At 68.3% G+C, this 13,927-nt stretch carries 10 protein-coding genes; 3 read left to right on the top strand and 7 right to left on the bottom strand.

The genetic code is table 11. From position 1 onward, the window contains the following. The first annotated feature begins 74 nt into the window (after positions 1-74). Positions 75-1,460, top strand: coding sequence for an FAD-binding oxidoreductase (locus ACZ5Z2_RS07650; RefSeq protein WP_464761359.1), 1,386 nt, complete (start codon positions 75-77; stop codon positions 1,458-1,460). Here the strand turns inward: ACZ5Z2_RS07650 and ACZ5Z2_RS07655 are convergent. Continuing rightward, positions 1,418-3,967 (bottom strand): ATP-binding protein, encoded by a 2,550-nt coding sequence (locus tag ACZ5Z2_RS07655; protein WP_464761360.1) that lies wholly within the window; start codon positions 3,965-3,967, stop codon positions 1,418-1,420. The genes ACZ5Z2_RS07650 and ACZ5Z2_RS07655 overlap by 43 nt on opposite strands. A 131-nt stretch (positions 3,968-4,098) precedes the next feature. Between ACZ5Z2_RS07655 and ACZ5Z2_RS07660 the strand changes: the two genes are divergently transcribed. Further along, a complete protein-coding gene (locus ACZ5Z2_RS07660) occupies positions 4,099-4,710 on the top strand; it encodes a hypothetical protein (protein WP_464761361.1) in 612 nt (203 codons plus the stop codon). Between the two features lie 54 nt (positions 4,711-4,764). Here ACZ5Z2_RS07660 and arsC read toward each other — a convergent pair whose 3' ends face one another. From arsC to ACZ5Z2_RS07680, 4 genes are read right to left on the bottom strand one after another with little or no spacing between them, the layout of a single operon-like run. Continuing rightward, positions 4,765-5,103 (bottom strand): arsenate reductase (glutaredoxin), encoded by a 339-nt coding sequence (arsC, locus tag ACZ5Z2_RS07665; RefSeq protein ID WP_464761362.1) that lies wholly within the window; start codon positions 5,101-5,103, stop codon positions 4,765-4,767. Positions 5,104-5,112: 9 nt separating this feature from the next. Further along, positions 5,113-6,576, bottom strand: coding sequence for a pseudouridine synthase (locus tag ACZ5Z2_RS07670; protein ID WP_464761363.1), 1,464 nt, complete (start codon positions 6,574-6,576; stop codon positions 5,113-5,115). Positions 6,577-6,588: 12 nt separating this feature from the next. Beyond that, positions 6,589-7,374 carry an SMC-Scp complex subunit ScpB gene (gene scpB / locus ACZ5Z2_RS07675; RefSeq protein ID WP_464761364.1) on the bottom strand — a complete coding sequence of 262 codons (786 nt, stop codon included), beginning with the start codon at positions 7,372-7,374 and terminating at the stop codon, positions 6,589-6,591. 16 nt (positions 7,375-7,390) lie between these two features. Beyond that, a complete protein-coding gene (locus tag ACZ5Z2_RS07680; protein WP_464761678.1) occupies positions 7,391-8,269 on the bottom strand; it encodes a segregation and condensation protein A in 879 nt (292 codons plus the stop codon). A gap of 628 nt (positions 8,270-8,897) precedes the next feature. On the opposite strand from ACZ5Z2_RS07680, the gene ACZ5Z2_RS07685 reads away from it, so the two are divergent. After that, complete coding sequence (locus ACZ5Z2_RS07685; protein ID WP_464761365.1) at positions 8,898-9,263, top strand: PilZ domain-containing protein; 366 nt, start codon at positions 8,898-8,900, stop codon at positions 9,261-9,263. Positions 9,264-9,323: 60 nt separating this feature from the next. Here the strand turns inward: ACZ5Z2_RS07685 and ACZ5Z2_RS07690 are convergent, their stop codons facing one another. Together ACZ5Z2_RS07690 and acnA are read right to left on the bottom strand one after the other, a co-directional pair. Next, on the bottom strand, positions 9,324-11,015 hold the full coding sequence (locus ACZ5Z2_RS07690) for a long-chain-fatty-acid--CoA ligase (protein WP_464761366.1): 1,692 nt from the start codon (positions 11,013-11,015) through the stop codon (positions 9,324-9,326). Positions 11,016-11,177: 162 nt separating this feature from the next. Then, positions 11,178-13,925 (bottom strand): aconitate hydratase AcnA, encoded by a 2,748-nt coding sequence (gene acnA, locus ACZ5Z2_RS07695; protein ID WP_464761368.1) that lies wholly within the window; start codon positions 13,923-13,925, stop codon positions 11,178-11,180. Between the last annotated feature and the right edge of the window lie 2 nt (positions 13,926-13,927).

The raw sequence follows: 13,927 nt of genomic DNA on the forward strand, positions 1-13,927 counted from the left end.
CCGATCGGGTGCATGATGTCGCTCGGTCGGGCGCCCGTTGATGCGCCCGCAGCCCATCACGGAAAGGGGGAAGCATGTTCGTCGAGTCTGGTCGCACGAGTGCGCTCGCCTGGCAGGATCTGGCCGCGGCGTTGCGGGGCAGGTTGTTGCAGCGGGGCGACGCCGGTTACGAGTCGCGCCGCCGCGTGTGGAACGGCGCGATCGACCGGCATCCGCTGGCCGTCGCCCAGTGCGCGGACGCCGATGACGTCGTTGCCGCGGTCAAGTTCGCCGCTGCCGCACGCCTGCCGATGACGGTGCGCGGCGGCGGCCACAACGTGGCCGGGCTGGCGGTGCGCGACGATGCATTGATGCTGGATCTGGGCGCGATGAACCGCGTCGAAGTGGATCCGCAGGCGCGCATCGTTCGCGTCGGGGGCGGGGCCCTGTGGCGCGAGGTGGATGCGGCGACGTCGCCGCACGGTCTGGCTACTACCGGCGGCTTCGTCTCGACCACCGGCGTCGGGGGCTACACGCTGGGCGGCGGCGTGGGCTGGCTGATGCGCCGTTGCGGCCTGGCCGTGGACAACCTGGTCGAGGCCGATGTGGTGCTGGCCGACGGCCGCCGCGTTGTCGCCAGCGAACACGAACACGCCGACCTGTTCTGGGGCCTGCGCGGCGGCACGGGCGGCCTTGGCGTAGTCACGCGCTTCACCTACCGGCTGCACCCGGTGGGCGAGGTGGGTGCCGGCGCCGTGTTCTATCCGCTCGAGGCGGCTCCGGTGCTGCTGCGCGCATTCCGCGCGTATACGCCGACCGCGCCGGATGCGTTCACCGCGATGCTGGTCTTCACCACCGCGCCGCCGCTGCCGTTCCTGCCCGCCAGCGCGCACGGCAAGCGCGTGGTGGCGCTCGCCTATTGCTGGAGCGGCGATCCCGCGCAAGGCGCGCAGGTCGCAGCACCGATTTCGGGGCGGGCCGAGCCGCTGGGCCGCCACGAAGGCGCGGCACCGTACGCGGCCTGGCAACAGACTTTCGACCCTGCCGCGCCGCCTGGCGACCATTACTACTGGACGACGTCGCAGTTCGACGCGCTCGACGACGCGCTGATCGATGCGCTGGTTCCGCTTGCCGCGGCGCCGGCCGATCCCGCCAGCGAAGTCCATGTGCATCATCTCGGCGGCGCGGTCGCGCGGATCGCGAACGAGGCCACCGCGTTCACGCACCGTGACTCGCCGTTTTTCGTCAACGTGATCGGGCACGCCGGCGCATCGGAGCGTTTCGCCGCCGTCCGCGACTGGACGCGCGAGTTGCGCACGGCTCTTGAGCCCCATGCACGACCGGACATGCAGCCGAACTTCACCAATGAAACGGCCGACCTGGATGGACGCACGCACAATTCCGGCGCACGCATGAGGCTTTCCGCGCTGCGCGCGCTTTACGACCCGGAAGGACTGCTCGCCCCGTTGCGCGGCGCTTGAGCCGCCGCGATCTGCGACAGCAGCACGCGCGCCTCGGCCACGACTTCCTCGAAGCGCGCCGCAGCGCCCGCCTGTTGTGTGCGCTCGAATTCCGCCGCGCCCAGTGCCTGCCGTGCCTCCCGCACCGCGACCTGTTGCGCTTTCCGCCATTGCGGCATCAGTGGCGCACCGGTCCAGTCGCGCACCCGCGCCGCGGCCGCCAGGAATCGCGCGGCCGTATCGAATCCGCCGGATCCGGCGGCAAGATAGGCCGTGCCTTCCACGCAACCCGCCGCGCCGCGCCAGTTCTGCAGCGAGATGAACACGCCCAGGTCGTATAGCCAATCCTGCGCTGCGCCCGCTGCGTCGCCGAGATGGAAACGCTGCAGGGCGCGATTGATCAGCGCGTAACCCCGCTGGAAATAATCGCCCTGCGCGGGCAGGCAATCCACGGCCTCGCTCATGTCGGCTTCCGCTTCGCGATGGCGATCGTTCAAGGAGTGCACGACGCCGCGGCTGAGCAAGGCATTCGACTTCAGCCAGGCATCGTTGTGCGCTTCGGCGGTAGCCAGTGCCGCCTGCACGCAGTCTTCGGCGCCCGCGAAATCCCCGCACGTCGCGAGTTCGAAAGCCAGGATGGCCTGGCCGGCGCCCGCCAGGAACGCATCGCCCAGGCCGGAGGCCATCGTGATGCCCTCGCGCAGGCGCGTTCCCGCGCGTTCGTGATCCAGCGTCTGGTGCAGCACCATGCCGGCGGCGATCAATGCGCGCGCACGATGCAGCGTGGGCGAATGATTCGCCTGCAACGCCATTTCCAGCCATTGCGCGGGTTGCAGGTAATCCGCGCCGCCTCGGAAGTACCAGCATAGATTGCTGACCAGCGCGAGCGCATCCCCGGCCCGGTCGGATCGCGCCAGCGCGTAGCCGAGGGCGCTGTGCAGGTTGGCGCCTTCGCGCCTGACGCGCTCGGCCCAGAGTTTCTGGAGATCGCCCAGGATCCCGGCGTTCACGCGCTCGGTGAAGTCGACGAAATGCGCCAGGTGCGCATCGCGCGCACGCGTTTCCTCGCCGCTTTCGGCAAGCCGCTCCAGCGCGAACAACCGCACGCTGTCGAGCAACACGTAACGCGGCGGATTGGCGCCTGCGTCGAAGCCGAGCAGGGATTTGTCGATCAGGCCGCCGAGCAGGTCGAGCGTCTGCGCGTCGCCCAGTCCGAACGCCGTGCCGATGGCATGCGCGCCTCCCAGCGTGCAGCCGCCGGCAAAGACGCCCAGGCCGCGCAACAGGGATTGCTCGTCCCCGGAAAGCAGCGCGAAGCTCCATTCGATCAGCGCGTGCAGGGTTTGATGGCGGGCAGGCCGGCTCGGGCTGGCTTCGGCAAGGCTGAGCAGGTGGTCGTCCAGGCGCGACAGGAGTTGCTCGGGGCTCAGCATGCGCAAGCGCGCCGCGGCCAGTTCCAGTGCCAGCGGCAAGCCGTCGAGGCGGCGGCAGATCTCCGCGACCGCCGGGGCGTTCGACGGCGTCAGCGCAAAACCCGGCGACGCGACCGCACGCAACCGCAACAGCAGCAACTGCACGGCCGGCACGCGCATCAATTCGGCGACTTCGTCGCACGTGTTCCATTCGCCCGGCGGCGGAATCGCCAGCGGCTCCAGCCAATGCAGCCGTTCGCCAGCGCAATTCAGGCGCCGCTGGCTGGTCACCAGCACATGCAGCGACGCGCATGAGGCCAGCAGGGCGGCAACCAGCGCCGCGAGCGGTTCGGTAATTCGCTCGGCGTTGTCGAACAACAGCATCGCCTTGCGCCGCTGCAGCAGTTCGCAGAGCCGCGCGGTCGATTCGTCCGCGTCGGCGGCGCCGCGGATGTCGAACGTGCCGGTCACCCGTTGCACGAGCGCGTCGCCTCCGGCCAGCGGCGTGCAATCGAACAGCCAGACGCCATCGGGGAAATCCGCCGCGCAGAGCCGCGCGGTTTCCAGCGCCGCCTGGGTCTTGCCGATGCCGCCGGGGCCGGCAACCGTCAACAGCCGATGCTCGCGCAGCGCCTGCGCGAGTTCTTCAATGTCGCGTTCGCGCCCGATCAGCGAGCCGGCCCGCTCCGGCAGGCGAGCCTGTGCGGGCGGGGTGAAGCGCAATGCGGGTTGGCCGGACGCACCTGGAGTTTCCACGGGCGCGATGAAGCGGTAGCCGAGGCCATGCACGGTCTGGATGCAGCGCGGGTTGCCGCTGTCGTCGCCCAGCGCGCGCCGCAATTGCGCGACGAGGCGGTTGAGCGTGCCGGGCGTGACGCAGGTGTGCCCCCAGACGGCGTCGAGCAGGTCGTCGCGACTGCGCAATTGGCCCGGGCGCGCAAGGAACTCCAGCAGCACGGCGAAGGCCTTCGGCTCGACCGCGACTTCGCGTCCGTCGCGCAGCAGGCGGTGGGCGACCGCGTCGACGACGACGTTCGCAAAGGCGAATCGGGCGGGCGCTTCCCGCGGCGCCCGGATGCTGTCGTTTTCCATGTCGTAGAGCGCTGCGCTGGTCAAGCCGCCGTGATCGCGGGAACCGCAATCCTCGCGACTTCCTCATCCAACCATCATGACTCTTGCCCCTGTCGACGCGCAGTTTATCCCCAGGACGCACCGCGGGGGGCGCCCGACCATCAGGAGGGGACACCATGAACACTCGCACGCACACGTTCGTCGCGCTGACCGCGATCGGCTTGTCGATGGTTTGCTGTCACGGCGCAAAGGCCTGCGGCGCGTCCGTCATGGCCAGTGGGCCGGCATCGCTGCTGCCGGCCGGCGCAGCAGGCGCCATGGTCATGGGCGCTTTCGAAGCCGGCCAGCATGTGCCGGGCATGGCCAATCCCCTGCAGCAGCAGGAACCGATCACGGGCCTGTACCGCTTCACCTTCACCGCCAAGGGCGACCAGGGCATATCCGACGGCACCGTGCTGGATCAGGGCTTCGCCACTTGGCATGCCGACGGCACCGAGATCATGAATTCAGGCCGTGCACCGGCGACGCAGAGCTTCTGCATGGGCGCCTGGACGCGTACCGGGCCGCAGACCTATCGGCTCAACCATTGGGCGCTGAGCTGGGATCCCACCGGCAAGACCTTCATCGGCCCGGCCAATATTCGCGAATCCATACGGCTGAACCGCGACGCGAGCAGGTATTCCGGCGTTTTCACGCTGACCCAGTACGCCCCTGACGGAAAGACCCGGCTCGGGCAGCAAGTCCAGGGCACCGTCACGGGGACTCGCGTGACGGCGGACGGCGGCTGAACGGAGGAAGGCTGCAGCCGAGAGCTGCGCGTGCGTCCGCTCCCGGCAAGGTAGTCAGAGTATCGCCAGCACCGCCTCCGGCGGCCGGCCGATCGCGGCCTTGCCGTCGGCGACCACGATGGGGCGTTCGATCAGGATCGGATGCGCGACCATCGCGGCGACCAGCGCTTCGTCGTCCAGCGCGGGATCGGCGAGGCCGAGTTCCTTGTAGACGGCCTCGCCGCTGCGCAGCAGCTGGCGTGCGGGAATGCCCAGCAGCTTGAGCAGGCGCTTCAGCTCGGCGGCGTCGGGCGGCGTGTCGAGGTAGTTCACCACCTCGACATCGCGGCCTTCCAGCAGCGCCAGCGTGGCGCGTGACTTGCTGCAGCGGTTGTTGTGGTAGATGCGGATCATCGCCGCCGATCAGCGGTTGCCGGAACGGCCGCCGCCGCTGCCGCCACGGCCATGCGGACGGTTGCCGCCGGGGCGGGCGCCGCCGTGCGGCGGGCGATTGCCGCCCTGGCCCTGCGGGCGGCCGCGGCCACCCTGGCGGTTGCCGGCGGGGCGGCCGTCGCCGCTGTGCCCGCCACCGCCGCCGCCGTGCCCGCCATGGCCGCCGCCGAAGCTGGTGCCATAGGGATTGGCGTTGCCGAAGCCGCCCTGGCTTGCGCCGCCGCGGGCGCCACCGGCACCGCCGCCGGGCTTGCCGCGGCGCTTGTTGCCCTGGCCGCCGCCGGCCGGGCGTGCGCCGCCGTCGCGGCTGTCGCCGGCGAACCAGGTGCGCACCGAGGGCAGTTCCTGGCCGGGCGCGATGCCGCGCTTGTTCTTGCGCTGGAAGCCGCTGCCGGCGGGGCGTTCCGGGCGGGCGACGTTGCCGTTCACTTCCTTGCCGGGGCGCCGCGCTTTCTGCTGGCGGCCGCGCGCGGGTTCCTCGCGGATGCGGTCGTAGGCGCGCAGTTCGCGCGCCTCGTCCTGGTGGCCGCTGCTCCAGCCGCCGGCGGAGCCGCTCTCGGGCCGGTATTCGGTGACGTTGCGGTTGGCGCGGCGCTGGTGCAGCACCGGGCTCAGGGTGAGCACGGGTTGCGGCGCGCCGAGGCCGGCGGTCTGGCGCAACTGCTGCACGGCCTCTTCGTCCAGCGTGGCGCTGTCGTCGCGGCGCAGGGTGCGCGGCAGTTCGACGTTGCCGTAGCGGATGCGCTTGAGCCGGCTGACCAGGAAGCCCTGCGAGTCCCACAGGCGGCGCACCTCGCGGTTGCGGCCTTCGCGGATCACCACGCGGAACCAGCTATGGCTGCCGCCGCGGCTGATCACGGCAATCTCGTCGAAGCGGGCGGGGCCGTCTTCCAGCTCCACGCCGGCCTTGAGCTTCTCGATCACCTCGTCGGGTACCTCGCCGTGCACGCGGCAGAGGTATTCGCGCTCGATGCCGCTCTTGGGGTGCATCAGCGCGTTGGCCAGCTCGCCGTCGGTGGTGAGCAGCAGCAGGCCGGTGGTGTTGATGTCGAGGCGGCCCACGGCGACCCAGCGCGCGCCCTTGAGGCGCGGCAGCTGCTCGAACACGGTGGGGCGGCCCTCGGGGTCGTCGCGCGTGGTGAGCACGCCTTCGGGCTTGTGGTAGATCAGCACCTCGGTGTCGCCGCGGTTGTCGGTGGCGACCACGAACTGCTTGCCGTCGATCACCACGCGGTCGCCCGCGTGCACGCTGGTGCCGATGGTGGCGGGCTGGCCGTTGAGTTCGACCTCGCCGGCCTGGATGCGCTGTTCCAGCATGCGGCGCGAGCCGAGGCCGGCGTTGGCGAGCACCTTGTGCAGGCGCTCTTCCAGCGGTGCGCTCTCGCCGACCGGCGCGCGCTTGAGGGAAAGGGTGGATTTTTTCGGCGCAGTCATGCGCGTGGCTCCTCAGGAGTTCAGTGCGGTTTCGCCGTCTTCGGCGTCCGCGGGGGCCGCTGCCTCGTCGGCAGTGGCAGGTTCGGTTTCGCCGGGTTCGGCGGTGTCTTCGGTGGCTTGCGCGGCGGATTCGGCGGGTGCCTCGTCCTCCGCTTGGCCATGTTCGTGCTCGCCGGTTTCCGTTTCCTCCGCTTCTTCATCGGGATCGATCGGCAGATCCTTGATGACGCGGGCGGGCAACGGGGTCTGCTCGAAGCCCATCTGCGGGTCTTCCATGTCGCGGATTTCGGACAGCGGCGGCAGCTGATCCAGCGATTTCAGGTTGAAGTAGTCGAGGAAGGCGCGGGTGGTGCCGAACAGCGCCGGCCGGCCGGGCACGTCGCGGTGGCCGACCACGCGGATCCATTCGCGTTCCTCCAGCGTCTTGATGATGTTGCTGGACACCACCACGCCGCGGATCTGCTCGATCTCCGGGCGGGTGATCGGTTGGCGGTAGGCGATCAGCGCCAGCGTCTCCAGCAGGGCGCGCGAGTAGCGGCTGGGCTTCTCCGTCCACATGCGGGAGATCCAGGGGTGCACTTCCTGGCGCACCTGGTAGCGGAAGCCGGAGGCGATCTCCTTCAGCTCCACGCCGCGGCCCTCGCAGTCGGCGGCCAGCGCTTCCAGCGCGCGGGCGATCTGCTCGTGGCCGACTTCGTCGGCCTCGCCGAACAGGTCGCCGAGCTGGGCGACGGTCATCGGCTGGCTGGCGGCGAGCAGGGCCGCTTCCACGATGGGTTTGAGTTGCTCGATCTGCATGGTTCCCGATGCCGATTCAGTGCGTGCCGTTGCCGGCGGTGTCCGGTGTCTCGAACGCCGATTCCTCGGCGGCCGGGTCGTTCGCGTCGTCCTGCTCCATCGCGTCGGCGAGGGCATGCTCGCCGCCCGCGCGCGCCTTCAGGTAGATCGGCGCCAGCGGGGCTTCCTGCACGATTTCGATGAGCATTTCCTTGGCCAGCTCCAGCATGGCCAGGAAGGTAACCACCACGCCGAGACGGCCTTCGCCGACATCGAACAGCGTCTCGAAACGCTGGAAGGCCTGGCCTTCCAGCTTGCCCAGCAGCTCGCCCATGCGCTGGCGCACGCTGAGCGCCTCGCGCTTGATCGCGTGGTGGCCGAACAGCTCCGCGCGATGCAGCACGTCCTTGAGCGCCAGCAGCATTTCCTTGAGATCCAGCGGCGGCGGCAGCTTGATCACGTTGCGCTCGCCGGTGTCGGCCTGCGCCGGCGCGGTGTCGCGTTCCATCCGGGGCAGGGTGTCGATGTCCTCGGCGGCTTTCTTGAAACGTTCGTACTCCTGCAGGCGGCGCACCAGCTCGGCGCGCGGGTCTTCCTCCAGGCCCTCCTCGGTGGGCGGCCGCGGCAGCAGCAGGCGCGACTTGATCTCGCCCAGGATCGCCGCCATCAGCAGATACTCCGCGGCCAGCTCCAGCCGCATCGTCTCCCGCATCATGTCGATGTATTCCATGTATTGCCGGGTGATCTCGGCAATCGGTATGTCCAGGATGTCCAGGTTCTGCCGGCGGATCAGGTACAGCAGCAGATCCAGCGGACCCTCGAACGCCTCGAGGAAAACCTCCAGCGCATCCGGCGGGATGTACAGATCCTGCGGCATCTGCAGCACCGGCTCGCCGCGCACGATCGCCAGCGGCATTTCCTGCTGCTGGGGATGCGCCGCCTGGTTGTCCCGCAAGTTGTCCTGCGATGCGTCCGGGCCCTGCGGCCCGACTGGCTCGGTGCTCATCAATGCCTGTCGTTGGGCCGCACGGCGGCCAGCAATGCGTCTGGAACATCAGGGCGGAACGCTTGCCTCGCCGGAACGCGGTTCGCGTCGGGCGAAGGCACGGCGAAGTGGCGACGGGTGGAACGTCACCGACAAGTCGGACGATCTGCCTGGGGCATCGGGTGGGCGCCATTGTGGCCGGAACGACCGGTCGGCATCGGGCCATGGCGCCACGCGTGCGTTACAGGGTAGCGATTGCCAGGCGACAAGTCCAGCGCGTGCGATGGATCGGCGGCTACCCCGCGCGCTGCGCTTGTGGAACACTTCGTGATCGGTTCGCCGAGGCGTGGCTGGTTGGGCAAGTCGCAGTGTGACACTGCGTGTCCGACACGACGGCATGTGTCAGTCGCATCGGCCGGGATGCGGCGCAAACCGCATGGCATAGCCGTTTTCATTGATGGCATACAGCTTGCTTGAATGTGATCGCGGACACACTTGCTTGCTGTGCGATCTGCGGGGAGTCGCCATGGCGACCGGATGCGACAATCGAGGAGCTCACATGGTGAAGGACGTCAACGAAATGCTCGGCGGCGAGAACGAACATCTGCGCCCGGCGCGCATGCAGATCGAGACGACCGTGCTGATGAGCCGCGGCGTCGAGTCGCATCCCACCGAACTGGTGGACATCTCCGCCACCGGCGCGCTGCTGCGCCGTCCGCTGGGCTGGGACGGCGAAGTGGGACAGAGCTGGCTGCTGGACATGATCTTCGGCAGCGACCTGCACATCCACCTGGAGGCGCAGGTGGCGCGCGTGGCCGACCATCACATCGGCTTTTCCTACGTGTGCATTCCGGAAGACAAGCAGGTGCCCTTGTGGAACCTGCTGGGCGGCTACGCCGACATCCTGGAGTCCTGGAAGGACTGACCGCTTCTCCGCGGAACCGGTTGAACCGAAGGCCCCGCCATCGGCGGGGCCTTCGTCGTTTCAATGGGCGCCGGCTGCGGCTTTCTTCTCGTCGCGCAGTTCGCGGCGCAGGATCTTGCCCACGTTGCTCTTGGGCAGGGCGTCGCGGAATTCGATGAACTTGGGCCGCTTGTAGCCGGTGAGGTTGTCGCGGCAGAACTGCTTTAGCGCTTCCTCGGTGAGGGTTGGATCCTTGCGCACCACGAACAGCTTCACCACTTCGCCGGAGTGCTCGTCCGGCACGCCTACCGCGGCCACCTCGGCCACGCCTGGGTGCTGCATCACCGCGTCCTCCACTTCGTTCGGGTACACGTTGAAGCCGGACACCAGGATCATGTCCTTCTTGCGGTCGACGATGTAGAAGTAGCCGTTCCCGTCCATCTTCGCGATGTCGCCGGTGTGCAGCCAGCCGTCGGCGCCCAGCACCTTGGCGGTCTCGTCGGGGCGATTCCAGTAGCCCTGCATCACCTGCGGCCCCTTCACCATCAGCTCGCCCACTTCGCCGAGCGGCAGCGGCTGGTTGTCCTCCGACCAGATCGCCACGTCGGTGGAGGGCACGGGCAGGCCGATGGAGCCGTTGTAGTCCTTGAGGTCGAGCGGGTTGATGCAGGCCGCCGGCGAGGTTTCGGTGAGGCCGTAGGCCTCGACCAGCGGGCAGCCGGTGACCTTCTTCCAGCGCTCGGCCACCGCGCGCTGCACGGCCATGCCGCCGCCCAGCGTCAGGTGCAGGCGCGAGAAATCCAGTTCGGCGAAGCCGGGCGTGTTGAGCAGGCCGTTGAACAGCGTGTTGACGCCGGTGAGCGCGGTGAAGCGGGAGGCTTTCAGCTCCTTGACGAAGCCGGGCATGTCGCGCGGGTTGGTGATCAGCCAGTTGAGCCCGCCCAGCCGCATGAACACCAGGCCGTTCGCGCACAGCGAGAAGATGTGGTACAGGGGCAGGGCGGTGATGATGATCTCCTCGCCCTGCTTGGCGTTCTGGCCGATCCACGCGCCCGCCTGCAGCATGTTGGCGACCATGTTGCCGTGGCTGAGCATGGCGCCTTTGGCCACTCCGGTGGTGCCGCCGGTGTACTGCAGGAAGGCGATGTCGCCGTGGTTCAGCGCCACCTTGGGCAGCTCGTGCGCGGCGCCCTGCGCCAGCGCGTCCCTGAAGCGCACCGCCTGCGGCAGGCTGTAGGCCGGCACCATCTTCTTCACGTGCTTGAGCACGAAGTTGACCAGCGCGCCCTTGGGAAAGCCAAGCAGGTCGCCGATGCCGGTGGTGACGATGTGCTGCACCTGGGTTTCCGCCACCACCTGCTGCAGGGTGGCGGCGAAGTTGTCCAGCACCACGATGGCCTTCGCGCCGGAGTCCTCGAGCTGGTGCCTGAGCTCGCGCGCGGTGTACATCGGGTTGGTGTTGACCACCACCAGGCCGGCACGCAGCGCGCCGAACAGGGCGATGGGGTACTGCAGCACGTTGGGCATCATGATCGCGACGCGATCGCCCTTGGCCAGCCCGAGCGTGCCGGTGAGGTAACCCGCGAACTGGCGGCTGAGCTGGTCGATCTGGCCGTAGCTGAGCTGCTTGCCGAAGTTGGCGAAGGCCGGGCGGTCACGGAAGCGCTGGAAGGCTTCTTCCAGCACGGCGGCGACCGAGGCGTAGGCGTTGAGGTCGATCTCGGCGGGCACGCCTTGCGGATAGTGATCCAGCCACGGACGCTCGTTGCTCATGTGCTTGCTCGACTCCTGAATCGTGATCGCCAAGGCGGTGGCGATATCCCCTCGCGGCATTGGAGCATGCGCGGGCGTATGCGGCAAGGCGCGGCGGGGCACATGGAAAGCCGCCCCGACGCGGATCGGGGCGGCCATGGTTCAACTGGCTTGAGGCTGTGCTCAGGCGGCCTTCTTGCCGGCCAGCTGGCGCAGCACGTACTGCAGGATGCCGCCGTGGCGGAAGAACTCGCGCTCCTTCGGGGTGAGCAGCAGCACCTTCACGGCGAACTCCTTCTTCTTGCCGTCCTTGTCCGTGGCGACCACCTTGGCCTCCTTGGACTCGCCGCCTTCCAGGCCGGTGACGTCGAAGCTCTCGTAGCCGTCGAGGCCCAGCGACTTGGCGCTTTCGCCGTCCTTGAACTGCAGCGGCAGCACGCCCATGCCGACCAGGTTGGAGCGGTGGATGCGCTCGAAGCTCTCGGCGATCACCGCCTGCACGCCCAGCAGCAGGGTGCCCTTGGCCGCCCAGTCGCGGCTGGAGCCGGTGCCGTATTCCTTGCCGGCCAGCACGATCAGCGGGGTCTTCTCTTCCTTGTACTTCATCGCCGCGTCGTAGATCGCCATCTGCTCGCCCGACGGCACGTGTTTGGTGTAGCCGCCCTCGACGCCGTCCAGCATCAGGTTCTTGATGCGGATGTTGGCGAAGGTGCCGCGCACCATCACGTCGTCGTTGCCGCGGCGCGAGCCGTAGGAGTTGAAGTCCTTCGGCTCGACGCCTCTGGAGATCAGGAAGCGGCCCGCCGGGCTGTCCTTCTTGATCGAGCCGGCCGGCGAGATGTGGTCGGTGGTGATGGAGTCGCCGAACAGGCCCAGCACGCGGGCGCCGTGGATGTCCTCCACCTTGTTCAAGGCCATCGTCATGCCTTCGAAGTAGGGCGGATTCTTGATGTAGGTGGAGTCGTCCCACGCGTACACCGCGCCGTCCGGCGAGGCGATCTTGTTCCAGCGGCTGTCGCCCTTGAATACGTCGGCGTAGTTCTTCTTGAACATCTCCGGGTTGATCGCGCCGGCGATGGTGTCGGAGATTTCCTGGTTGGTCGGCCAGATGTCCTTGAGGAACACGTCCTTGCCGTCCGCGTCCTTGCCGAGCGGTTCGCGGGTCAGGTCGATGTCCAGCGTGCCTGCCAGCGCGTAGGCGACCACCAGCGGCGGCGAGGCCAGGTAGTTCATCTTCACTTCCGGATGCACGCGGCCCTCGAAGTTGCGGTTGCCGGAGAGCACCGAGGCAACCGCGAGGTCGCCGTCGGCGATGCCCTTGCTGATCTCGACCGGCAGCGGGCCGGAGTTGCCGATGCAGGTGGTGCAGCCGTAGCCGACGATGTAGAAGCCGACTTTTTCCAGCTCCTTCAGCAGGCCGGTCTGCTCGAGGTAGTCGGAAACCACCTTCGAGCCCGGGCCGATCGAGGTCTTCACCCACGGCTTGGCCTTCAGACCCTTCGCCGCGGCCTTCTTCGCCAGCAGGCCGGCGCCCAGCATCACCGCGGGGTTGGAGGTGTTGGTGCAGGAGGTGATCGCGGCGATCACCACGGCGCCATCGCCCAGCTTGAATTTGTCGCCGTTCAACTCGACATGCTCGCCCTGGCCGAATGCACTCTCTTCATGGCCCACCGCGGTGTCGCCGCCTTCGCCGGCGAAGCGCTCGATCGTGGTGGCCAGCGGCTTGCGCGAGGTGGTGAGACCGACCAGTGCGTCCTTGAAGCTCTTGCGCACGTCGCCCAGCAGCACGCGATCCTGCGGGCGCTTGGGGCCAGCCATCGAGGGCTTCACGTCGGCCAGATCCAGCTCCAGCGTGGTGGTGAATTCGGCGTGCGGCGTGTGCTCGTCGTGCCACAGGCCCTGCGCCTTTGCATAGGCTTCCACCAGCGCGATCTGTTCCTCGCCGCGGCCGGACAGGCGCAGGTAGTTCAGCGCTTCTTGATCGACAGGAAAGATGCCGCAGGTCGCGCCGTATTCCGGCGCCATGTTGCCGATGGTGGCGCGGTCGGCCAGCGCCAGGTGCCTGAGGCCGTCGCCGAAGAACTCCACGAACTTACCCACCACGCCCAGCTTGCGCAGCATCTGGGTGACGGTGAGCACGAGGTCGGTGGCGGTGACGCCTTCGCCCAGCTTGCCTGTCAGCTTGAAGCCCACCACCTGCGGGATCAGCATGGACGAAGGCTGGCCCAGCATCGCGGCCTCGGCCTCGATGCCGCCCACGCCCCAGCCCAGCACGCCGATGCCGTTGACCATCGTGGTGTGGCTGTCGGTGCCGAACACGGTGTCGGGGTAGGCCCAGCTTTCGCCATCGATGTCGCCAGTGAACACAACGCGTGCCAGGTGCTCCAGGTTCACCTGGTGCACGATGCCGGTGCGCGGCGGCACCACCTTGAAGTTGTCGAAGGCCTTCTGGCCCCAGCGCAGGAAGCCGTAGCGCTCCTGGTTGCGCTGGAACTCGATCTCGACGTTTTTCTCCAGCGCGGATTCCGAGCCGTAGACGTCCACCTGCACCGAGTGGTCGATGACCAGCTCGGCCGGCGCCAGCGGGTTGATCTGCTTGGCGTCGCCGCCCAGCTTCACCACCGCGTCGCGCATCGCGGCCAGGTCGACCACGCAGGGCACGCCGGTGAAATCCTGCAGCACCACGCGCGCGGGCATGAAGGCGATCTCGGTGTCCGGCTCCTTCTTCGCGTCCCACTTCGCCACCGCCTCGATCTCCTTCGCGGTGACGTTGACGCCGTCCTCATGGCGCAGCAGGTTCTCCAGCAGGATCTTCATCGAGTAGGGCAGGCGCTTGATGTCGAAGCGCTGGCCCAGCCTGGCGAGGCTGGCGATCCGGTACTGCTTGCCGTTGACGGCGAGGGTGTCGCGGGTTGCGAATGAATCCTGCATGG

The organism is Rhodanobacter sp. G1, from assembly GCF_055397855.1.

Bases quoted from the DNA above. Each gene is read 5' to 3' on its own strand.
- acnA (WP_464761368.1), bottom strand. From the start codon at position 13,925: ATGCAGGATTCATTCGCAACCCGCGACACCCTCGCCGTCAACGGCAAG.
- scpB (WP_464761364.1), bottom strand. From the start codon at position 7,374: ATGCAGATCGAGCAACTCAAACCCATCGTGGAAGCGGCCCTGCTCGCC.
- ACZ5Z2_RS07670 (WP_464761363.1), bottom strand. From the start codon at position 6,576: ATGACTGCGCCGAAAAAATCCACCCTTTCCCTCAAGCGCGCGCCGGTC.
- ACZ5Z2_RS07690 (WP_464761366.1), bottom strand. From the start codon at position 11,015: ATGAGCAACGAGCGTCCGTGGCTGGATCACTATCCGCAAGGCGTGCCC.
- ACZ5Z2_RS07650 (WP_464761359.1), top strand. From the start codon at position 75: ATGTTCGTCGAGTCTGGTCGCACGAGTGCGCTCGCCTGGCAGGATCTG.
- ACZ5Z2_RS07680 (WP_464761678.1), bottom strand. From the start codon at position 8,269: ATGCCGCTGGCGATCGTGCGCGGCGAGCCGGTGCTGCAGATGCCGCAG.
- ACZ5Z2_RS07685 (WP_464761365.1), top strand. From the start codon at position 8,898: ATGGTGAAGGACGTCAACGAAATGCTCGGCGGCGAGAACGAACATCTG.
- arsC (WP_464761362.1), bottom strand. From the start codon at position 5,103: ATGATCCGCATCTACCACAACAACCGCTGCAGCAAGTCACGCGCCACG.
- ACZ5Z2_RS07660 (WP_464761361.1), top strand. From the start codon at position 4,099: ATGAACACTCGCACGCACACGTTCGTCGCGCTGACCGCGATCGGCTTG.